At 46.8% G+C, this 22,641-nt stretch carries 20 protein-coding genes; 12 read left to right on the top strand and 8 right to left on the bottom strand.

Annotation, left to right across the window (positions count from 1 at the left end):
- Positions 1-66: 66 nt before the first annotated feature.
- Together Q335_RS0108555 and Q335_RS0108550 are read left to right on the top strand one after the other, a co-directional pair.
- Entirely contained in the window at positions 67-1,020 is a 954-nt protein-coding gene (locus Q335_RS0108555; protein WP_028358264.1) for a 2-hydroxyacid dehydrogenase, read from the top strand.
- 21 nt (positions 1,021-1,041) lie between these two features.
- On the top strand, positions 1,042-1,527 hold the full coding sequence (locus Q335_RS0108550; protein ID WP_028358263.1) for a YajQ family cyclic di-GMP-binding protein: 486 nt from the start codon (positions 1,042-1,044) through the stop codon (positions 1,525-1,527).
- A 223-nt stretch (positions 1,528-1,750) separates the two neighbouring features.
- Here the strand turns inward: Q335_RS0108550 and efp are convergent, their stop codons facing one another.
- The 3 genes from efp to acnA all read right to left on the bottom strand — a co-directional run bounded on the left by efp (position 1,751) and on the right by acnA (position 6,631).
- Positions 1,751-2,308 (bottom strand): elongation factor P, encoded by a 558-nt coding sequence (gene efp / locus Q335_RS0108545; RefSeq protein ID WP_028358262.1) that lies wholly within the window; start codon positions 2,306-2,308, stop codon positions 1,751-1,753.
- Positions 2,309-2,386: 78 nt separating this feature from the next.
- Complete coding sequence (locus Q335_RS0108540) at positions 2,387-3,793, bottom strand: elongation factor P maturation arginine rhamnosyltransferase EarP (protein WP_051532420.1); 1,407 nt, start codon at positions 3,791-3,793, stop codon at positions 2,387-2,389.
- A 138-nt stretch (positions 3,794-3,931) separates the two neighbouring features.
- Complete coding sequence (gene acnA, locus Q335_RS0108535) at positions 3,932-6,631, bottom strand: aconitate hydratase AcnA (protein WP_028358260.1); 2,700 nt, start codon at positions 6,629-6,631, stop codon at positions 3,932-3,934.
- Between the two features lie 331 nt (positions 6,632-6,962).
- On the opposite strand from acnA, the gene Q335_RS0108530 reads away from it, so the two are divergent.
- Together Q335_RS0108530 and argG are read left to right on the top strand one after the other, a co-directional pair.
- A complete protein-coding gene (locus tag Q335_RS0108530) occupies positions 6,963-7,907 on the top strand; it encodes a hypothetical protein (RefSeq protein WP_028358259.1) in 945 nt (314 codons plus the stop codon).
- A 91-nt stretch (positions 7,908-7,998) separates the two neighbouring features.
- On the top strand, positions 7,999-9,378 hold the full coding sequence (gene argG / locus Q335_RS09890) for an argininosuccinate synthase (RefSeq protein ID WP_051532419.1): 1,380 nt from the start codon (positions 7,999-8,001) through the stop codon (positions 9,376-9,378).
- A gap of 38 nt (positions 9,379-9,416) precedes the next feature.
- On the opposite strand, the gene Q335_RS0108520 is transcribed toward argG, so the two are convergent.
- The 4 genes from Q335_RS0108520 to Q335_RS0108505 form a co-directional block, all read right to left on the bottom strand.
- On the bottom strand, positions 9,417-9,674 hold the full coding sequence (locus Q335_RS0108520) for a GNAT family N-acetyltransferase (protein ID WP_028358258.1): 258 nt from the start codon (positions 9,672-9,674) through the stop codon (positions 9,417-9,419).
- A 196-nt stretch (positions 9,675-9,870) separates the two neighbouring features.
- The gene (gene prpC / locus Q335_RS0108515; RefSeq protein WP_028358257.1) at positions 9,871-11,028 is read right to left on the bottom strand and encodes a bifunctional 2-methylcitrate synthase/citrate synthase; all 1,158 of its coding nucleotides are present in this window, start codon (positions 11,026-11,028) and stop codon (positions 9,871-9,873) included.
- 31 nt (positions 11,029-11,059) lie between these two features.
- A complete protein-coding gene (gene prpB, locus Q335_RS0108510; RefSeq protein WP_028358256.1) occupies positions 11,060-11,950 on the bottom strand; it encodes a methylisocitrate lyase in 891 nt (296 codons plus the stop codon).
- 166 nt (positions 11,951-12,116) lie between these two features.
- Positions 12,117-13,106 (bottom strand): malate dehydrogenase, encoded by a 990-nt coding sequence (locus Q335_RS0108505; RefSeq protein ID WP_028358255.1) that lies wholly within the window; start codon positions 13,104-13,106, stop codon positions 12,117-12,119.
- Positions 13,107-13,433: 327 nt separating this feature from the next.
- On the opposite strand from Q335_RS0108505, the gene Q335_RS0108500 reads away from it, so the two are divergent.
- From Q335_RS0108500 to Q335_RS0108465, 8 genes are all read left to right on the top strand, one after another.
- Positions 13,434-14,204: a GntR family transcriptional regulator gene (locus tag Q335_RS0108500; RefSeq protein ID WP_028358254.1), complete on the top strand. Its 771-nt coding sequence runs from the start codon at positions 13,434-13,436 to the stop codon at positions 14,202-14,204.
- A 72-nt stretch (positions 14,205-14,276) separates the two neighbouring features.
- Positions 14,277-14,690 (top strand): succinate dehydrogenase, cytochrome b556 subunit, encoded by a 414-nt coding sequence (gene sdhC / locus Q335_RS0108495; RefSeq protein ID WP_028358253.1) that lies wholly within the window; start codon positions 14,277-14,279, stop codon positions 14,688-14,690.
- Positions 14,691-15,071 carry a succinate dehydrogenase, hydrophobic membrane anchor protein gene (gene sdhD / locus Q335_RS0108490; protein ID WP_028358252.1) on the top strand — a complete coding sequence of 127 codons (381 nt, stop codon included), beginning with the start codon at positions 14,691-14,693 and terminating at the stop codon, positions 15,069-15,071. It begins immediately after the preceding gene.
- Between the two features lie 3 nt (positions 15,072-15,074).
- Positions 15,075-16,853: a succinate dehydrogenase flavoprotein subunit gene (gene sdhA, locus Q335_RS0108485; protein ID WP_028358251.1), complete on the top strand. Its 1,779-nt coding sequence runs from the start codon at positions 15,075-15,077 to the stop codon at positions 16,851-16,853.
- A 16-nt stretch (positions 16,854-16,869) separates the two neighbouring features.
- Positions 16,870-17,601: a succinate dehydrogenase iron-sulfur subunit gene (locus Q335_RS0108480; RefSeq protein ID WP_028358250.1), complete on the top strand. Its 732-nt coding sequence runs from the start codon at positions 16,870-16,872 to the stop codon at positions 17,599-17,601.
- A gap of 2 nt (positions 17,602-17,603) precedes the next feature.
- Positions 17,604-17,879 (top strand): FAD assembly factor SdhE, encoded by a 276-nt coding sequence (locus Q335_RS0108475; RefSeq protein WP_028358249.1) that lies wholly within the window; start codon positions 17,604-17,606, stop codon positions 17,877-17,879.
- Positions 17,880-17,911: 32 nt separating this feature from the next.
- The gene (locus Q335_RS0108470) at positions 17,912-19,222 is read left to right on the top strand and encodes a citrate synthase (protein ID WP_028358248.1); all 1,311 of its coding nucleotides are present in this window, start codon (positions 17,912-17,914) and stop codon (positions 19,220-19,222) included.
- Between the two features lie 125 nt (positions 19,223-19,347).
- Complete coding sequence (locus Q335_RS0108465) at positions 19,348-20,652, top strand: Glu/Leu/Phe/Val family dehydrogenase (RefSeq protein WP_028358247.1); 1,305 nt, start codon at positions 19,348-19,350, stop codon at positions 20,650-20,652.
- A gap of 74 nt (positions 20,653-20,726) precedes the next feature.
- Here the strand turns inward: Q335_RS0108465 and Q335_RS0108460 are convergent, their stop codons facing one another.
- Complete coding sequence (locus tag Q335_RS0108460; protein ID WP_038369694.1) at positions 20,727-22,634, bottom strand: chorismate-binding protein; 1,908 nt, start codon at positions 22,632-22,634, stop codon at positions 20,727-20,729.
- Positions 22,635-22,641 lie beyond the last annotated feature (7 nt).

Genomic DNA, 22,641 nt, shown 5'->3' with positions numbered 1-22,641 from the left:
CTTTGTGGATCATGCTAGGGTTATACCTAGTCTGTCGTCACAGACTGTATTCATAGGAGGACGTTGATGCCAAACACCATTCACACTGTGCTCGTTTTAGCGCCGTTATTTGAAACCATTCAGCAAGCCCTAGAACAAGACTATCACGTAATTTTTGCCAAACCTAAGCAGCTATCTGGCTTAAGCGCAGAGCAACTGCAAAGCGTCGATGCGATTGTGTCTTTCTCGGGCATCGAGGTCAGTCAAGCACAATATGAGGCCTTGCCAAATTTACAGTTAATAGCCAACGTCGGTGTGGGGTTTGATAATTATGATCTCGAGTATTTGCGCTCGCGTCGCATTGCGCTCAGTAACACGCCCGAGGTTCTCAATGATTGTGTGGCCGATGCGGCTATTGCGTTGTGGTTGGCGCTCAGTCGCGACATCGTCAAGGCCGATAGCTTTGTGCGCCAAGGTCAATGGAGCCAACCGTATCCCTATCAAACAGCGGCGCATCACAAAAAAGTCGGTATTTTGGGCTTAGGCAGTATTGGTGCAGATATCGCCAAACGGGTACAAGCCTTTGATTGTGAGATTGGCTATCATAACCGCCATCAACGTGACGATGTCGATTATCAGTATTTTGCCGAGGCACGCGACTTAGCGCAGTGGGCGGACTTTTTGTTTGTAGCGACGGTAGGGGGCGCGACCACGGCCAATCTTGTCAATGCCGAGGTGCTTGAGGCTTTGGGTCCAAAAGGCTTTTTAATTAATATTGCCAGGGGTTCAGTGATTGATGAGGCGGCGTTATTGCAAGCGCTGCAAACTCATCGCATTGCTGGCGCGGGCTTAGATGTCTTTCAAAATGAACCACGGATTAATCCCGCCTTTTTTGCGCTCGACAATACCGTCTTGACGCCGCATATTGCCAGCGCCACGCAGGAAACACGTCTTGCCATGCAACAATTAAGCCTGGATAATCTCCGTAAATTTAGTCAACACCAACAATTAATCACGCCGGTGATTGATGTTTTTGAATAATCTTTTTTTGAGGAAAAGTAGATGCCTTCATTTGATGTAGTCAGTCAAGCCGACCTCAACGAGGTGCGTAACGCCGTTGATCAAGTCAACAAAGAGGTCAGTACACGTTTTGATTTTAAAGGATCGGATGCCAGGGTCGAACAAAATGACCATGAACTGCTGATCTTTGCTGATGACGATTTTAAAGTGCAGCAGGTCAAAGATGTGTTGCTCAACAAAATGGCTAAACGTCAGGTCGATTTGCGCTTTTTAGAATTTGGCAAACAAGAAAAAATCGGCGGTGATAAGGTCAAGCAATTTGTCACTGTCAAAAACGGTGTGAGCTCAGAATTGGCCAAAAAAATCGTGCGTCACATCAAGGACAGTAAACTTAAGGTGCAGGCCTCAATTCAGGGCGACACCGTGCGTGTCAGTGGCAGTAAGCGTGATACCTTACAAGACACCATCGCCTTACTCAAAAAAGACTTTAGTGAGGAGCCTTTATCCTTTACGAATTTCCGAGACTAAGGGGTAGTGGAGGCGTGGCCTAATGTCCTAATGGTTGTTTTATGTGCTGATGGACTGATGATTTATGAACTGATGAATTTAAGGCCAAAGCGTCTCGCGATCTTTTCAGCCACTACATCCATAGATGGCCTTGAGATACCCAGCTGCCTGATGTCTAAAAGGCCATCAACAAGCACAAAAAAAGCCGTTAGTATTAACGGCTTTTTTGTACGGCAGGGCAGTATTACATGACGCGGCTGCGGTATTCATTAGTGCGGGTATCGATTTCGATCTTGTCACCGATATTGCAGAATAAAGGCACTTGAATTTCGTAACCCGTGGCGATTTTGGCAGGTTTGAGGACTTTGCCAGAGGTATCACCTTTGACGGCTGGCTCAGTATAGGTAATTTCACGAACAATAATGGTTGGCAACTCAACAGAAATCGCACGACCTTCGTAGAAGACGGCTTCTACCGTCATGCCTTCTTCGAGGTAGTTTAGGGTATCGCCCATGCTTTCTTTTTCGATTTCGTATTGGTTGTATTCTTCGTCCATGAAGACATACATAGGATCCGCAAAATAAGAATACGTGCATTCTTTTTTGTCGAGTACCACGACGTCAAATTTCTCATCGGCTTTTTGGACAGTTTCACTGTTGGTGCCTGATAAGAGGTTTTTGAATTTGATTTTGACAACAGCGGCATTGCGACCTGATTTATTAAATTCTGTTTTTTGGACAACTAAAGGCTCGCCGTTGAGTTGTACGACATTGCCAACGCGTAATTCTTGTGCGGTTTTCATTAAGTTTTACTCCGTCTGATATTGCGTGTGACCGGGACACACACGTCCGCGGACCATTCAAAGATTAAAGCCAATATTTTAACTGTTTTGGCCGCATTGATGATAAAAATCCAAGATTTGTGCTGACAAACTTGCGTGTTGAGCTAAGTCATCCCGTAGCGTCTGATAAAAGAAGCAGGCTTGCTCATAGGCTTGCGGTTGCAACCACGCGGTAAAGTAAGCTTGTAGGGTCAGCAGGGCTTCATGATCATGACTCTTAGCACCGATTTGGTTCCACAACAAGGTGAGTTCTTGGTACTGAGTATCGGCGCCAATCACCTTGAGCCAAGCCTGCAATTTCGTGATATGGGTTTGCTCAGTTTGTTGGTAAATATGCCACACAAAGGGTTTGCCCATCCAATGCGCACGCACCAGACTATCTTCACCGCGCACCAGGTTCAAGTCGCCCAAACTCAACAATAAATCAAACTGTGCTTGCGGCAAGAAGGGTACACGTTGCACGCGTAGCTGCGGCTGCTGATTGCCAACCAGGGCTTCTAAATTGGGTGCCACACCCGGTGCGGCTGCCAAGATAAAGCGCTGCTGGCTCTCGGCAAGTGCCTTTAAACTGGCGATTAAGGCTTGTAGGGGTGCATGTGGATAACAAAAGACATTAATTAAACGGGCTTGCTGATGACTGATTAATTTGGCACAGTCACCCGTCATAATGCGACTCAAAAAGTCATACTGCGCTTGTGGATTGGCCGTAAAACGCGCCAAACTACTGAGTAGGCTATCTTCTCGTAATAAGCCCCCACTGCGTGTGCTAAACCCCGGGAAATAAAAATACTTGGGCACACCATTGCTTTGCAAAGAGGGTTGTTGATGAAAACCATCGATCCAATCTTCGGCGCTGAGATACTCCAGATTGAGCCAACATTGGGTGTTTTGTGGCATCGCCGCTAAGTAGGCTGCAGGCAGGTCACAGCCAAAGGTTTCTATGACCAGTTCAGCGCTTTTGGCAAAATCCTGCTCGTGCATCAGTGCTGGCCACTGTCTCACCTCAATGCTTATTTTCTCCGGTTCGTCTTCAGCACGTTGACAGAGACTTAATCTGTCGGCGTAGTCAGCATAAATGGTCAACGTTTGCTGGGTCTTACAAGGATTAACCTGGGCTTCGATCTTGGCAAAACGCTGCAAATCATCGACCCACAATCGCACCCTTGGCTTCGTAGAGGTTGCGTTAGTTTCAGCGTCAGTATCATTATCAGCTTCAGTGTCAGCACTTTGTGTACTTGGATGATGCAGCGCCGCTGCTAGATTCTTGGCCAGACGCCAGGCGACACCAATATCGCCGTAATTATCGATCACTCGACAAAAGATATCGACGCTTTTGGGGGAGTGCAGCGGGTGTTTGCAGGGGCAGTGATGGAGTGTGTACTGACTATCGGGATGAGTGGCCAACGCACTGGCACTGGCGATGGGACTGACTTTTTTGCAACTCATAGGCGCGAATAAGCATAGTGTTAAACACTCTTAAGTATAGCCTACTGCTGCTAGTCATGGACATAAAAAGACCCATAAGTCTTTGTTATCAAACAATTTCTTATGGGTCTACTAAGACTTGATAAAAAGTCTAAGGGCTTATTTAGCTAATAAGTCACGTAACACGAATGGCAAGATACCGCCGTGTAAGTAGTAATCGACTTCGATAGGCGTATCGATACGAAGCAATAATTGCGCTTCATCAGTCGAACCGTCTTCGCGGTGGATCACCAAGGTGACATTTTGTTGTGGCTTGATATCGCCTTCTAAGCCTTTAAGATCAAAGGTTTCTTTACCAGTGATGTTGAGGCTTTGGACGCTGTCATCGCCCGTAAATTGCAACGGTAAGACACCCATACCGACTAAGTTACTACGGTGAATACGTTCGTAGCTGCGCGTAATCACGGCTTTAACGTTGAGCAATTGCGTACCCTTAGCAGCCCAGTCACGTGATGAACCGGTACCGTATTCTTCACCACCAAAGACGATGTTAGGAATACCGGCTTCTTGGTATTTCATGGCTGCATCGTAAATAGACATTTGCTCGCCATCCGGTTGATACAAGGTATCGCCGCCTTCGAACAAACTACCATCTGGATTTGGCGGAACCATTAAGTTCTTAATACGAACGTTGGCAAACGTACCGCGCATCATAACTTCGTGGTTACCACGGCGAGAACCGTAGCTGTTGAAGTCAGATTTGGCCACGTTATGCGCTTTGAGCCATTTACCTGCTGGAGAGTCTTCTTTGATGCTACCGGCAGGAGAGATGTGGTCAGTCGTGACTGAATTACCAAAGATGGCTAGGGCACGAGCGCCTTGGACTTGGGAACGCTCTGGCAAGGTTTCTGAGAAGTCTTCAAAGAAAGGTGGCTCAGCAATGTAGGTAGATTCTGGCCAGTCGTAGACATTACCGGTCGTACCTTGAATTTTTTCCCATAATTCGCCAGGGTTGTTTTGGACTTGCGCATAGTTATTGCGGAAAGTATCAGGCACCATGGCAGCAGACATAAGTGCTTGCACTTCATCGCTGTTTGGCCAGATGTCTTTGAGGTAAACGTCTTGACCGTCTGCTCCTTTGCCGATTGGATCTTTAGAAAGATCAATACGCATGGTACCGGCAAGGGCATAAGCCACGACTAATGGTGGGGATGCCAAGAAGTTCGCTTTGAGGTTAGGGTGGATCCGCGCCTCAAAGTTACGGTTACCAGACAAGACGGCACAGCAAATGAGATTGTTGTCGGTGATGGCTTTGTTTTGTTCTGGTTTGATATCACCGGCGTTACCAATACAGGTAGTACAACCATAAGCCGCGACATCAAAGCCGAGTTTTTCGAGGTAATCGAGTAAGCCTGTTTTGTTGAGGTACTCGGTCACAATACGGGAGCCCGGAGCCAAAGAAGTCTTGACGTTGCTATTGACGGTAAGACCGAGTTCAACCGCTTTTTTGGCAACGAGACCCGCCGCTAAGAGCACGCTCGGGTTAGAGGTATTGGTACAAGAGGTAATAGCCGCGATCAGCACGTCACCGTTTTTGAGCTTGTCGCCATTGTCCATGGTGACTTCTTTATCGAGCTCTTCGGCTTTTTTGTTGAAACCGTCTTCTTTGCCGGGTTTGGTAAAGAGGGTATCGAACGTTGATTTGACGCTTGGTACCGCAATCCGATCTTGTGGGCGTTTTGGACCCGCGACAGAAGGAACCACCGTAGATAGGTCTAATTTAACCAATTTGGTGTAGTCAACGTCTTTGGCTTCTGGGATACCAAAGAGTTCTTGGGCTTTGAAGTATTGTTCGAAGGCTTCGATTTCTTGGGCGGTACGACCCGTGTTTTTAAAGTAGTCAACGGTTTTTTCGTCAACTGGGAAAAAGCCCATCGTGGCACCGTATTCTGGAGCCATATTAGCAATAGTGGCACGGTCGGTCACGGTGAGACTAGCCGTACCTGGACCACAGAACTCGACGAATTTGCCTACCACTTTTTCTTTGCGAAGCAATTCAGTAATGGTGAGGACCAAGTCAGTAGCAGTCACGCCTTCGTTGAGTTTGCCAGTCAATTCAACACCGACGACGTCTGGTGTCAAGATATATACGGGTTGACCAAGCATAGCGGCTTCGGCCTCAATACCACCGACACCCCAACCCACAACGCCAATACCATTAATCATGGTGGTGTGGCTATCCGTACCCACTAAGGTATCTGGATATAAGACGTTGTCTTTGGAACAGTGTACACCTCGGGCTAAATATTCGAGGTTCACTTGGTGCACAATACCAAAGCCAGGAGGCACGACTTTGAAGGTGTCGAAAGCTTGTGTACCCCATTTGACGAATTTGTAGCGTTCATGATTGCGCTCGAATTCGACTTTCATATTGAGGTCAAGCGCTTCTTCTTTGCCGAAGTAGTCAATCATGACAGAGTGGTCAACGACGAGGTCAACCGGTACGAGTGGCTCGATGTTTTTTGGATCTTTGTGAGTACGATCAGCCACAGAGCGCATAGCGGCTAAGTCAACTAATAAAGGGACACCGGTGAAGTCTTGTAAGACTACACGAGAAACCACAAATGGAATCTCTTCGGTACGTTTGGCCGTTGGGTTCCAGCTGGCCACTTGTTTGACATTGTCTTCGGTGATTTTTTTGCCATCACAGTTGCGAAGTACGGACTCAAGTACGATTCTGATAGAAACAGGTAAACGGGCGACATCGATATTAAGTGCCTTACCTAATTCAGGAAGCGAATGGAACTTGGCTTCTTTATCAGATAGCTTGAGCGTTTGAAGCGTATTCTCTAGCGACATGATATCTCCTATTAGGGGTAGCGAATTAAGCTGGGATCCAAGCACGATGGTGCATTAAATCGATCCAACTTAAATCAAAAATAAATCCTTACGATTATAGCATGTATTTAAGTCATGTATCTTATATAAGACTTACCCAACCATATCAGTATGCAGTCTTAGTTAATAGGTCTCATTCATTCTATAGAGGCTTGATTTATTGTGTTTTTTTAAAAAATTAATGTGTTAAACCGCTCGCTGAAGAACCTTATTTTTAATCTTAAGTAGCGCTTTTCTAATGGTTTTATTCATGTAGAATAAAAAAAACATGTTTGAAAAAGGAGAAAAAAGCATGGCACAAAAATCAAAAGCATTGCCACTGGCCGCAATAGCCATCGTGGTGCTCTTATTAATTGCCTATTTTGGGGGTAATTGGTATCTATCCGAAAAAGTCTTTCCACAAAAAATCCATGAGCAGCTCGCTAAAAATGACCTCGAGGATACAGTGCACTGGAAGGACCAAAAGGCCACTATTTTGGGACACAAAGAAATCACAGGTCTAGAAATCGGTCAGCAAGACGCCGAGCGTTTAGTGGCCGATAAGGTGTTAATCCATGATGTTGATGATGGTGAACATAGTTCAGACTTCGATGTGGAATTGCTCAATGTCCATACCTCTGAGGGCCGCAATCCGCTATTGGCCAGTATGTTCCAAAAGGACTTAGCCTCCTACGGTTATACTGACCTTAAACCGATAGAGAACTTACGTATTAAGAGTCACCAAAAAGACAATCGCTTTAGTTTGGATCTAGCCCTCAAACAAGAGGATTTAGCGAATATTGATTTTAGTTATGACTTAAACATTTCCGAAAAAGCTATGCAAGCACTGGGACATGATGCCAAAAGACTACGTAGTCCAGAAAGCTTAGTCTTTTTAGGGCTATTTTTGGCACCCGAAATTGATTTAAGTGATTTAAAACTCTCTATCGAAGATACGGGTTTTATCAAACACTTGCATGATACTCGACCACTCGAAGCGCAAGACATCGAGCAAGGCCAAGCCACGTGCGAGCAGCAATTAGCCGGATCGTTTGCAGACGCTAAGGACAAATGCCAAGCCATTTATGCCTTCGCCAAAGGGGACAAAAAGCAATTACATATTGCTCTCAAACCTGAAGAGCCGACCAACGTCGCTAAAATCGTCGAAACGATTGATTCACGTTCTTCTCTTTCTGCCCCTAATCCAGAGGGCCGCGAGGCTGACACCAAAAAACTCAATTTTAGCGTTAAGAACTAATCGCTTTATGTATCAACCCTAAGACCCTTGTCCCTGCACAAGGGTCTTTGCTTTAATATATAGATTTTGATAAACAACTCGAGGTGCAACAATGTCAGACAATAACGCCACCATCCTCCAAAAACTTCCTGTCGGCCAAAAAGTGGGTATCGCTTTTTCAGGCGGACTCGATACGTCTGCCGCTCTGCTGTGGATGAAACAAAAAGGCGTACAACCTTATGCCTATACCGCTAATCTAGGGCAGCCCGACGAAGACGATTACGATGCCATCCCCAAAAAAGCCAAAGCCTATGGGGCCGAAGAAGCGCGCTTAGTGGACTGTCGCCAGCAATTGGTACACGAGGGCATTGCCGCGATTCAAGCGGGCGCCTTTCACGTCACGACTGGCGGCATGCCATACTTTAATACCACGCCATTGGGACGTGCCGTCACTGGCACCATGTTAGTGGCGGCCATGCAAGCGGATGATGTGCATATTTGGGGCGATGGCTCGACCTACAAAGGCAATGATATTGAGCGCTTTTATCGTTATGGATTACTGACTAATCCGCATCTAAAAATCTACAAACCGTGGCTTGATCAATTATTTATTGATGAGTTAGGTGGCCGCCATGAAATGAGTGAATTCTTGATTGCCAATGGCTTTAACTACAAAATGTCAGTCGAGAAAGCCTATAGCACCGACTCCAATATGTTGGGTGCGACGCACGAGGCCAAAGATTTAGAGTATTTACAAACCAGTCACAAAATCGTCAAACCTATTATGGGCGTGGCGTTCTGGGATCCCAATGTACAAATCGAAGCCGAGGAATTTAGCATTCGCTTCCAAGAGGGAGTGCCTGTTGCCTTAAATGGTCAGGAATTTGATGATGCTGTCAGCCTATTTTTAGAAGCCAATCGGATCGGCGGTCGTCACGGTTTAGGGATGACTGACCAAATTGAAAACCGCATTATCGAAGCCAAATCTCGTGGCATTTATGAGGCACCAGGGATGGCGTTATTGCATATTGCCTATGAACGTTTAGTCACGGGGATTCACAATGAAGATACGATCGAGCAGTACCGTATCAATGGTTTACGCTTGGGTCGTTTGTTGTATCAGGGGCGTTGGTTCGACTCGCAAGCCTTGATGTTGCGAGAAACTGCACAGCGTTGGGTGGCCAAAGCCATTACCGGTGAGGTCACTTTAGAATTACGACGGGGTAATGATTATTCTATTTTGAATACCGTGTCCGAGAATTTAACCTATGCGCCAGAGCGTCTCAGTATGGAAAAGGTAGAGAATGCCGCCTTTACACCAGCCGATAGGATTGGTCAGCTCACGATGCGTAACTTAGATATTACGGATACCCGCGCTAAATTGGGTCTTTATAGCAAAACAGGTTTATTGAGTCATGGTGCAGATAGCTTGGTGCCCCAATTAGGCAATGACCACGTACAGGGCGAGCCAGGATCTGATCAGTCCAAATAAGTCGGACTCTGATCAGCGCTTAAAGAGGGGGCAAGTACTTAGAGTAACTCCGGATGCTTTTTGAGATAATCCTTGGTATAAGAGCAAACGGGGTTAACCTTGTATTCTCTGGCCTTGGCCCAGTCAATGACGTGTTTTGTTATCTCGCCGGCAATGCCATGACCGCTGATTTCATAGGGCACGATTGTATGCAATAAATTAAACGTGCGATCCTCGATGGAATAACTAATATGGCTCTCTATGCCATTGACAGTGGCGACAAATTCATGGTGTTCGGGTAAGTGTTTAATCAACAAAACGTCCTCCTTTGCGTATGCAATGATTAAAAACCTGGCATTAATAACCTGACAAATGCCTCTCCATTAAGTAGTAGTTAATCCTATATTCTTACACAAAAATAACCCTTGTAAAACGATAATGATTAAGTTTTACAAGGGTTTATCGTTATAAATTAAAGTTATATATCTTATGAATGACGTTGATCGCTAGGGATTAGCGTTGCTCGATAGGCACAAATTCACGGTCATCAGGGCCCACATAGTTGGCCGCCGGACGGATGATTTTTTTGTCCTCACGCTGCTCAATAATATGCGCCGCCCAACCTGCGGTACGTGCCAAGACGAATAAAGGCGTGAACATATCTGTAGGCACACCAAGCATATGGTAGGCCACAGCAGAGAACCAATCTAAGTTAGGGAACATTTTTTTGCTGTCCCACATGGTTGATTCAATTCTCTCGGCGATGTCGTACATCTTGGTGCTGCCCGCGGATGTAGAGAGTTTTTCGGCCACGGCCTTAATGACTTTGTTGCGAGGGTCAGAGGTGGTATAGACAGGGTGACCAAAGCCTAAAATGACCTCTTTATTGGCAATGCGTTCACGAATATCGGCTTCGGCTTGGTCAGGATTGTCATAGCGTTTTTGGACCTCGAAGGCGTATTCGTTAGCGCCACCGTGTTTAGGACCGCGTAACGCCCCAATGGCGCCTGCAATCGCTGAATAAAAATCAGAACCGGTACCGGTAATGACGCGTGCCGTAAAGGTCGAGGCATTAAATTCGTGCTCAGCATAGAGGATCAAGGAGGTGTGCATGGCTTGCACTTGTTCCTCAGTAGGCGCTTGATCATGGAGCAAGTTTAAGAAATGCCCGCCAATACTGTCGTCATCGGTTTCGACATCAATAAAACGACCATGATGACTAAAGTGGTACCAGTACAAAAGCGCGGAACTGAGGCTGGCGATCAATCGATCGGCGATCTCGCGCGCATCAGCCTTGTTATGATCCTCTTTTTCGGGCAAGACCGAGCCGAGCACAGACACTGCCGTGCGCATCACATCCATGGGATGACTGGCCGCAGGCAGGGCTTCGAGGACGGTAATGAGGTTGGCTGGTAAGCCACGCATTTTGCGTAGTTTATTTTTGTAAGCCTTGAGTTCTGTTTGATTAGGCAAGCGGCCATGAATCAATAAGTGTGCGACTTCTTCAAATTCACACTTAGCGGCTAAGTCAAGAATGTCGTAGCCACGATAATGCAGGTCGTTGCCGTGTTTACCGACAGAACAAAGGGCCGTATTGCCCGCTGCTACACCAGAGAGGGCAACGGACTTTTTGCCTTTTTTAGGGGCGTTGTTTTCTGTAGCTTGCGTCATAATGTCTCCTTTTTGGTATTAATATAAAAACTTAAGCTTTGTTTTTTTTGAATAAAGCGTCTAGCGCTTGCTCGTATTGATGATAACCAATGCGATCATAAAGTTCATCACGCGTTTGCATCATGTCTAACACATTTTTTTGGTGACCATCGCGGCGGATGGCTTCATACACAGTCTCAGCGGCCTTATTCATGGCTCTAAAGGCGGAGAGAGGATAAAGCACGATGCCAACCCCGACAGACTTGAGTTCATCGACGGTAAATAACGGTGTCTTACCAAACTCGGTGATATTGGCGAGGACAGGGGCGTTGAGCTGATCACAAAATAATTTGTAAGTCTCGAGGTCATAAGCAGCCTCCACAAAAATAGCATCGGCTCCGGCTTCTAGGCATTTTTGGGAACGCTCAAGAGCGGCTTCGACACCGAAACTCTGGATGGCATCGGTACGAGCGATCAAATAGAAATCAGGATCAGTGCGTGCATCGGCGGCTGCTTTGATACGATCGACCATTTCCTCGGTGCTCACAATTTCTTTGCCAGGACGATGGCCACAGCGTTTGGCACCGACTTGATCCTCGATGTGACAAGCCGCAGCGCCAAATTTAATGAGGCTCTTAATGGTGCGTGCAATATTAAAGGCAGAAGCGCCAAAGCCTGTATCGATATCGACGAGTAACGGTGTATCACATACATCGGTGATGCGGCGAATATCCGTTAGGACGTCGTCCAAGGTATTGATCCCTAGATCGGGCAGTCCCAAAGAACCAGCGGCCACACCGCCGCCAGATAAATAAATGGCTTTATAGCCTGCGCGTTTGGCCAGTAGGGCATGGTTAGCGTTAATGGCACCAATGACTTGTAGCGGTTGTTCTTGAATCAACGCTTGACGAAATCTGGCGCCAGCACTTGGCAAAGTAGCCATAAATAATCTCCTTTTTGCAAATGTTTTTATAGTTATTTAAAAATAACTCCCTGATGCTAATGGCTAGCACAGGGAGTCATGATTGATACATAGAGGTCTTGCGACCTTGAGCTGAGCCAAGGGCAGAGACGGCTAGGCCTCTCTGCCCAGATGGGCAACTGATCACTTATTTAAGTAAGTCAGCCACGCCGTCACGCTCTTCGAGTAATTCCTGTAGCGTAGCGTCCATTTTTTGGCGAGAGAATTCGTCGATTTCTAGACCTTCGACGCGTTTGTACTCACCGTTTTCGCAAGTGACAGGCACACCGTAGATAATGTCTTCTGGGATATCGTAAGAACCATCAGAAGGAACACCCATGGTGACCCATTGACCATTGGTACCGAGTACCCAGTCACGGATGTGGTCAATCGCCGCATTGGCTGCAGAAGCGGCAGAAGAAGAACCACGGGCTTCAATAATGGCCGCACCACGTTTAGCCACGGTCGGGATGAAGGTGTTTTTGTTCCAGTCATCGTCGTTGATAAGGTCTTGAACTTTTTTGCCATCGGCAGTGGCAAAGCGATAGTCTGGATACATGGTTGGAGAGTGGTTACCCCAAACAGTAAAGTGCTCGATGTCTTTGACCGCGACATTGCCTTTTTGGGCGATTTGAGTGAGGGCGCGGTTATGATCTAGACGTAACATAGCCGTGAAGTTTTTGGCCGGAAGATCTGGTGCAGACTTCATGGCAATGTAGGCATTGGTGTTAGCAGGGTTACCGACTACGAGGACTTTGACGTCACGAGAGGCGACTTTGTTGAGCGCCTTGCCTTGCTCAGTGAAGATTTTGGCGTTGACTTGTAATAGGTCAGCACGCTCCATGCCTTTAGTGCGCGGACGAGAGCCAATCAAAAGGGCGATTTCGGCGTCTTTGAAGGCTTCTTCTGGATCGCTGTGGGCGGTCATTTTTTCGAGAAGTGGAAAGGCGCAGTCGTCAAGTTCCATCATCACGCCTTTGAGGGCGTTTTGCGCTTTTTCGTCTGGGATTTCAAGTAGTTGCAAGATCACAGGTTGATCTTTACCGAGCATCTCACCAGAGGCGATACGAAATAAACATGCATAACCGATTTGGCCGGCCGCACCTGTGACAGCCACACGAATCGCTTTTTTTGACATACAAATCTCCATTATTTTAGTTGTATATGGGGGTAGTAAAGGCTTTACTGCCCATGAAATCTAAACCCCATTAGATTAGATCATTGCATGCTTTTAGTCAATGATCCTATAATTTATATCTTATATAAGACTTTACAAAATCCTACAAATTATGGGATAATGTAGGATGTTATCTAGACCAGTTAAAGTGAAAATAAAGTGACTCGTGTTGTAGTGACTAGGGTTGTAGTGACTAGGGTCATGCTATTTATGTCGTCGTGACTAATGTTATGTATTGTGTCATGTTTTTAACTGGTGGTTTTATTGATTGGCTATGGTTCATGGCTCATGGTTCAGGCAAATTCAAATTCTATTTCAGCAGCATTTAAGCCTTTGTATAAGCAAATTAAGGATTTACTTATACAACGCTTGCAGTCTGGCGAATGGAAGCCTGGTGAACCGATTCCTAGTGAATTAGAGCTTTGTAGCTTATTTGGCGTGAGCCAAGGCACGGTGCGTAAGGCTATCGATGAATTAGCCGCGGCGTCGGTCTTGATTCGGCGCCAGGGCAAGGGCACGTATGTGGCCACACACCACGAAGCACAGGTGCGCCACCGTTTCTTGCGTTTTACGCACAAGGATACCATCCGTGACGAGGCCTTGCGGCCTATTCAGACGAGTAGTCGCTATTTGTCCTGTACCCAAGGCAAGCCGCAAGATTTCGAGTTACCTATCTTGCCCATGAGCCAAGCTGAGCTCCTAACAGAGCTTATCGCCATTAAGCGCGTCATTGAGTTTAATGGTGTTCCCACTGTTTTCGAGCACATCTATCTCCCGGCAGCGATCTTCAAGGGCCTCACCCTTGAACGTCTCCAAGAGTTGCGCGGTCCTTTGTATGTGTTCTTCGAGAGCCAATACGGCGTCAGTATGCTTAAGGCCGACGAGCATTTAACAGCGGTGGCGGCTTCTTCAGAGGCTGCCCAAGTGTTACAAATCGAAAAGGGAGCGCCCTTGCTCCAAGTCGACCGTATTTCATACACCTACAATGGCAAACCCATAGAATTTAGACGGGGTTTGTACTTAACGGATCATTACGTATATCGAAATGGTTTAAACTAGAGGGTGTTTAATTTGCGGTTTTGTAATTAATTGCAACCGCTGGGTATTTTTTGTAAATAACGTGAGGCAAATATGTCAGAAAGTCAGAAAAAGGCTAGGCGCGAGTTTCGCAACCTGAGCCTATCTCAACTTATGCAATATCGTTTGCCGGTGCCAGGTATTCTTTCTATCTTGCACCGTGTGAGCGGTGTATTAATGTTCTTCTGTATGCCGCTGGTATTCGTACCTTTTTTTGCAGCAAGTGTGCGTTCAGAGGAATCTTTCCAAGCGCTAGGTGCGGGTGTCAGCGGGTTCTTTTTAAAGCTGCTTTTATTAGTACTGATTTGGGGCTTTATGCACCATTTCTGTGCCGGTATTCGGTACTTAGTACTAGATATGCATGTGGGTGTCGATAAGCCCAAAGCGCGTCTATCCGCAAAAATCGTTTTTGGTGCGAGTTTATGTTTGACTCTCGTGTTTGCAATCAAACTGTTCGGGGTACTCTAAATGGAAAATAAAGAACAATTTGGCACCAAACGTATGGTGGTGGGTGCAAATTACGGCACCATTGATTTCATTATGCAGCGTCTCACAGCCGTCATCATGGCTGTGTATTCCTTGATTTTCTTAATCGTGGCGCTCTTTACCGTTCATGATTATTATTCTTGGGTAGCCATGTTTACCTTTACGGTAGGCGGTTATCCATTAGGGCAAATCGCGGCTTCATTAGTGTTTTTCTCCTTGGGCTACCACGCTTGGATTGGCGTCCGTGATGTTTGGATGGACTATGTTCCCGCTGCAATGACACGTTTGTTCATGCAGTTAATAACTGGCACGTGGTTATTAGTTGCCGTTATTTATTTTATAAAAATTGTCTGGAGTATTTAAGCCGTGGCCGAAATTAATTCTTCTTTACCTCGTCGTCAATTTGATGTCATCGTCGTGGGTGCGGGTGGCTCTGGTATGCGTTGCTCATTGCAACTGGCTCAAGCAGGTTTGTCTGTGGCCGTGCTCACCAAAGTATTCCCGACGCGTTCTCACACTGTCGCCGCTCAAGGGGGTATTAGTGCTTCCTTGGGTAATATGTCAGAAGACCACTGGAAGTGGCACCTTTACGATACCGTTAAGGGTTCTGACTGGTTAGGCGACCAAGACGCCATTGAATTTATGGTGCGTCAAGCCCCTAAAGCCGTCTATGAGCTTGAGCACTTTGGTATGCCGTTTGACCGCAACCCAGACGGTACCATTTATCAACGTCCTTTCGGTGGTCATACCGCCAACTACGGCGAAAAACCTGTACAACGCGCCTGTGCGGCGGCTGACCGTACCGGTCACGCGCTATTGCACACGCTGTATCAACGTAACGTCGCCGCCAAAACGCATTTCTTTGTCGAATGGATGGCACTTGATTTGATTCGTAACGATGCTGGCGATGTCTTGGGTGTGACGGCTCTCGAAATGGAGACCGGCGATATTTACATCCTCGAAGCCAAAGCCACTGTCTTGGCAACGGGTGGTGCGGGCCGTATTTGGGCCGCCACAACCAATGCCTTCATCAACACCGGTGACGGTTTAGGCATGGCCGCTCGTGCCGGTATTGAACTCGAAGATATGGAATTCTGGCAATTCCACCCAACCGGCGTTTATGGCGCTGGCGTGTTGATTACCGAAGGTGTACGCGGTGAGGGTGGTTACTTGCTCAACAAAGACGGTGAACGTTTCATGGAACGTTATGCCCCTACGCTACTCGACTTGGCGCCACGTGATTTCGTTTCACGTTCTATGGACCAAGAAATTAAAGAGGGCCGTGGTTGTGGCGAAGATGGCGCTTATGTCTTGCTTAAGCTCGATCACCTAGGCGAAGAAACCATCAAAAAACGTCTACCTTCTATTCGTGATATTGCGATCAAGTTCGCCAACGTCGATCCTATCAAGGATCCAATTCCTGTGGTACCGACGATTCACTACCAAATGGGCGGTATTCCTGCCAACTATCACGGTCAAGTGGTAACCTGGAAAGATGGCAAAAACCAAGTCGTCAATGGTCTCTATGCGATCGGTGAATGTGCGGCCGTTTCGATTCACGGTGCCAACCGTCTAGGTACTAACTCCTTATTAGACTTGGTGGTCTTTGGTCGTTCCGCTGGTCAACATATTATTGATGACCATCTCGAAAACCAACGTAGCCATCAGCCACTCCCTAAAGAGTCCGTCGAAAAATCCCTTGCTCGTGTCAATGACATCGAGACTCGCACGGGTGGTGAAACGGTGTACGCTGTCGCCAATGATATGCGTAACAGCATGCAATCACACTGTGGTGTATTCCGTACCCAAAAAGTCCTCAATGAAGGCGTGACCCAGATCGACAATATTGCCGAACGCGTCAAACACGTATCCTTCAAGGACAAATCCAAAGTATTTAACTTAGCTCGCCAAGAAGCTCTTGAGCTAAGCAATATGATCGAAGTTGCTCGTGCAACCATTAAATCTGCATCATTACGTACCGAAAGCCGTGGTGCTCATGCACTAGATGATTACCCAGAGCGTGATGACGAAAACTGGCTAATCCACACCTTGTGGCATTCTGATACAGGTGAAGTTGAATACAAACCTGTCGAAATGAATCCACTCACGGTGCCGACTGTACCACCAAAACCACGTACATTCTAAGATTAAGAAGGTGAAAATGAGTACTGAAGAAAAAAAACAACCCCGTCGCATGAAATTCGAGATCTATCGTTATGATCCCGATAAAGACGAAAAACCCTACATGCAAAGTTACGATGTGGAATTAGGTCCACACGACAAAATGTTGCTTGACGCTATTGTGCGCATCCAAACGGATTACGACGATAGCTTGTCACTACGCCGCTCTTGCCGCGAAGGTGTATGTGGCTCAGATGCCATGAACATCAACGGCAAAAATGGCTTGGCATGTATTACGAATCTGCGCGACCTCAAAGAACCTGTGCGTCTACGTCCATTACCCGGTCTACCTGTGATTCGTGACCTTGTGGTTGACATGACACAGTTCTATAATCAATACCATTCTGTGCGTCCATATCTCATTAACGATGTGCCGCCACCCGAAAAAGAGCGCTTACAAAGTCCAGAAGCTCGCGAAGAACTGAATGGTTTGTATGAATGCATCTTGTGTGCATGCTGCTCAACCTCCTGTCCTTCATTCTGGTGGAACCCCGATAAATTCGTAGGCCCAGCAGGCTTATTACAAGCCTATCGCTTCTTGGCAGATAGCCGTGATACGGCCACCAAAGAGCGTCTTGATAACCTCGAAGATCCATATCGTTTGTTCCGTTGTCACACGATTATGAACTGTGTTGATGTTTGCCCTAAAGGTCTTAACCCAACCAAGGCCATTGGTAAAATCAAAGAGATGTTAGTTCGCCGCACGGTTTAATAATGACAGCTAATATAGACCAAGCGCGTGCTGTTCTGCGTTGGAGGGCACGCCGAGGAATGCTCGAGAATGATTTGATCATCACAGCATTCCTCGATGAAAACGAGACAAAACTCAGCGATGCTGAAGTCATGGCATTACACCATCTCTTCAAAATCGATGATAACGAATTGCTAGATATTTTGTTATCTAGGTCTGAACCCAGCGGGGAGTTTGATACCCCCGAAATCCATGCATTGGTTCGTCAACTTAGAGCACAAAACACCACTAGCATTTAACAACTACTATATAACTAAAAGGAAATCCAAAGATGCAAGAGTCAGATATTAAAGCTAACCTTAGTCTTTCAAACGATCAAAAGTCGGCTGAATTCCCAGTCTACAAAGGTACCGAAGGGCCTGATGTCATCGATATCCGCAAACTATATGCGCAAACTGGCATGTTTACCTTCGACCCTGGCTTTTTGTCAACCGCTTCTTGCCAATCTAAAATCACCTTTATTGACGGAGGCAAGGGTGAGTTGCGCTATCGTGGTTACCCGATTGAGCAACTTGCTGTGAAATGTGACTACTTAGAGATTTGTCACTTATTGATGTATGGTGATTTACCTACCAAAGAGCAGAAAGAGAAATTTGATAACCGTATTTTGCGTCACAACATGGTGCACGAACAAATGCACTTCTTTGTGCGCGGTTTCCGTCGTGATGCTCACCCAATGGCCATTGTTACTAGTTTGGTGAGTGCGTTATCTGCCTTCTATGGCGATTCTATCGACATTAATAACCCTGAGCACCGAGAGATCTCTGCCATTCGCTTGATCGCTAAGCTCCCAACACTTGTTGCTATGGCTTACAAATATTCTCGTGGCGAGCCTTACATGCATCCAGATAATAGCCTATCTTATGCAGGTAATTTCTTACGTCAAATGTTTGCTACGCCATGCCAAGATTACGAAGTCAACGAAGTGCTCGAACGTGCCATGGATCGCATCTTTATCTTGCATGCTGATCACGAGCAAAATGCCTCAACTTCTACTGTACGTCTTTGCGGTTCTTCTGGTACAAATCCATTTGCCGCTATCGCAGCGGGTGTGGCTTGCTTGTGGGGTCCTGCCCACGGTGGTGCCAACGAAGCTTGCTTAGACATGCTTGAGCAAATCCAAGCCCAAGGTGGTGTCGAAAAAGTTGGCGAATTCATGGAAAAAGTCAAAAACAAAGAAGCTGGCGTACGCTTGATGGGCTTTGGTCACCGTGTCTACAAAAACTACGACCCACGTGCCAAACTCATGCAAGAAACTTGCAAAGAAGTACTCCAAGCGCTCGGTCTCGAAAACGACCCATTGTTCAAATTGGCCATGGAATTAGAGCGTATTGCTCTCGAAGACGAATACTTCGTCGAGCGCAAACTCTATCCTAACGTCGACTTCTACTCAGGTATCGTCCAACGTGCTATCGGTATTCCAAAAAGCTTATTTACCGCCATTTTTGCACTCGCTCGCACCAGTGGCTGGATCGCTCAATGGAATGAAATGATTTCTGACCCAGACTACAAAATTGGTCGTCCTCGTCAGTTGTACACGGGTCCAACCAAACGTGATGTACCTGATATCGCTCAACGCTAATACTTATCGTCCTGTAAGTATTTCGTAATCTCAAAAAACCCTGATTTCTTAGCAAATCAGGGTTTTTACTAAATACGCCGCAGAAAGGCGTATACTGTCAAGGACATTTTTTTTCGGAGAATAGAATGAGTGTTAATCAAGATCCGCAAAAAAATCAACATGCGATTCCGTCTTATTTAAATGCAGACGATATTGGTGCATGGGGAATCTTTTTGCAGCAAGTTGATCGAGTGGCTCCGTATTTAGGTTCATTAAGCCGCTGGATCGAAACCCTTAAACGACCAAAACGCATTTTAGTCGTTGATGTGCCCGTAGAATTAGACAATGGTACGATTGCCCACTTTGAAGGCTACCGTGTACACCACAATGTTTCTCGTGGCCCAGGTAAAGGCGGTATTCGTTACCACCAAGACGTTAACCTCTCAGAAGTGATGGCCTTAGCGGGTTGGATGTCGGTCAAAAATGCGGCCGTCAATGTACCGTTTGGTGGTGCAAAAGGGGGGATCCGAATTGACCCTCGTAAATACTCTAGCAAAGAACTCGAAAGAATCACCCGTCGCTATACCAGCGAAATTGGTCTAGTCATTGGCCCGAGCAACGATATTCCAGCGCCAGACGTCGGTACTACGCCACAAACCATGGCTTGGATTATGGATACGTATTCCATGAATACCGGCGCGACTTCTACTGGTGTCGTGACGGGTAAACCGATTTATCTAGGCGGTAGTTTGGGTCGCGTTGAAGCTACCGGTCGCGGCGTCTTTACCGTCGCCTCAGAAGCGGCTCGCGAAAAAAATATCGACCTTCAGGGCGCCCGCGTGGCCGTTCAAGGTTTCGGTAATGTAGGCGGCACAGCAGCCCGCTTATTCCATGAAGCGGGCGCTAAAGTCGTAGCCGTCATGGACCATACCGGTCAACTTTATAATGACAAAGGCTTAGACATTTACGCCTTACTCGAGCATGTCCAAAAAACGGGCGGCATCAAAGACTTTGCCGATGCGGATGTCATCAGCGCTGACGAATTTTGGTCAACAAAAACTGATTTCTTAGTGCCAGCCGCCCTCGAAAATCAAATCAATGAGCGCGTCGCCAATATGATCGATACCAAGATCTTAGTGGAAGGTGCCAATGGCCCAACCTTGCCAAAAGGAGACGATATCCTCAAAGAAAAAGGTATTTTTGTGATTCCTGACGTGGTCGCCAATGCTGGCGGTGTGGTCGTCAGTTACTTTGAATGGGTGCAAGACTTCTCAAGCTTCTTCTGGACCGAAGAAGAAATCCATCAACGCTTAGTACGCATTATTACAGATGCTTACCGTAGTGTTTCTGAAGTCGCTTCACGTCATCAAGTGAGCTTGCGTACAGCGGCCTTTATCGTGGCTTGCGAACGCATCTTAGAAGCTCGCCAAATCCGCGGTCTCTATCCTTAATGAGCGACCTTGTTCTTTAAGGCAAAACAAAGCCGTCTCTGGGAGGCGGCTTTTTTCTTTAAAAGGCTATTTTTTTATTCGACCCACAGACAACCCCTTAGGGCATTAGTCAGCACCAGAGCTTGTGCCTGTTGTAGCATGTCTTTATCGATATACGCTTCTTGGACCTGCGCGGTTTGTAAATACTGCTCGCTATGAGCCAAGACCTCAGTGCGCATCACGCCTGGCAAAATATCCAATGACAGAGCAGGGGTGAACCATTGATCTTGGTATTTGACAAATACATTGCTGCGCGCACCTTCCAGTAAAAAGCCGGCCTCATTAAAAAACAAGATTTCATGAAAATGCTCGGCAGGGAAGTCGAGTGACTTTTGCATCGCCGCTTGATAAATCGGTCTAAAACTCGTTTTATAACCACGCAAGGGGTCGCGATTGGCTAAACGGGTGGTGGCCATTTCCACACTGACTTGGCGGATGGCTTGGATGGGCGCATGCGAAAAATTGACCGTGCCATCTGGCTGCAAACTTATTTTGCAGCGGTATAGTGTTTGCGGTGACAGTGTACTTAAATAGTCTTTGACCAAGCGTTCCAGATCGCTAGCATCTCGTGCGGGTAGTTTGAAATTAAGCGCTTGGGCGCTGCGCCATAAACGCGCCATATGTTGTGTCAATAAAGGACAATGCTGTTGTTCGATACGCAGGGTTTCAAACAGGCTGATTTCTGGCAGACCACGATGGATAAAGCCCGCTTTCCAATCAATTTCTTCATATTCAGATGCCGCTGTGCTGTCGTAGACAATGCCACCGCCCACGCCTAAGACACCATCATAGGCCAGGCTCGTGGTCGCTTCATCGGTGTGAGCTGGCGCCAGTGTTTGCGGCCTGAGTGTTAAGGTGCGAATGGCGACATTAAAGCAAGCTGTAAACGGCAAGCCTTGCGGATGGCGATCGCTGACAGGATTTGGCTGCAAAAAGCCAATGCTGCCGGTATAAAGCGCGCGCGGACTCTCTTCAAGTTGCGCAATATATTCCATACTTTTCTTTTTGGGGGCCCCTGTAATGGACCCACAGGGAAAAAGCGCCCGCATGATCGCCGCCGCAGTGGTTTGTGGTTTGGCTTGGGCACGAATGGGGGTGGTCATTTGTAACACTTGACCAAAGGGCTCCACTTTAAAGAGTTCTTCGACTTCAACACCAAAAGGGGTGGCCAACTGTGCCAAATCATTGCGTAGTAAGTCGACAATCATCAGGTTTTCAGCGCGGTTTTTTGGATCGTCGCGCAAACTCGCTTTTTGGGTCTCGAGGGGGATATCACTGCGGATATTGAGCGTCCCTTTCATGGGTTCAGTCTGGATGAGACCTTGGGCGTTAATTCGAAAGAATAATTCGGGAGATAAGCATAATTGCCAGGCCTCAGGTAGATGCGCTAGACAGGCGTAAGCCACCGCTTGTTGCTGACGCAATTGCTCATAGAGCCGAGCAGGACTGCCATAGGCCGCGAAGTGTTGGCGGATCGTGTAGTTAACCTGATAAAAATCACCCTTGGCGATGGCCTCGTGAATCGTTTGCATACGCGCTTGGTACTGCTCAAATGAGGTATCTTTATGTAGGGCGCAAATACCGGCAGGATAGGGCTGATCATCGCTAAGCGCCGCTGCATGATCTAAGGCTTGTTGCTGTAAAAAATCCTTAATTTGCTCAGCATTGCTGAGGGGTTGCTTGTCATTGAACCAATGCAAGGCCAGCGCCTGCTGGTTTTCTGGCACTTGACGACCAGTTTGGCCAAAAACAATCGACTCACCGAATTCATAAGGGACAAAAAAAGCGCAATGTTTGTGTGCTTGCCAGCCTTTATGCAGTAAGGCATCGAGCTCATCTAGCTGTTGTGCATTCAGATAATCACTGTGACTGTAGTGCTGGAGAAGTGTGGCCTGTTGTTCAATGGCGTTATCAAATAAAACAAAAAAAGAAGCGTCAAGCATGGTGAAA

The sequence above is a fragment of the Brackiella oedipodis DSM 13743 genome (assembly GCF_000621025.1).
GTDB lineage: Bacteria > Pseudomonadota > Gammaproteobacteria > Burkholderiales > Burkholderiaceae_B > Oligella > Oligella oedipodis.
The sequence above is the reverse complement of the archived record's forward strand: the minus strand, read 5'-3'. Positions and strand labels throughout refer to the sequence as shown.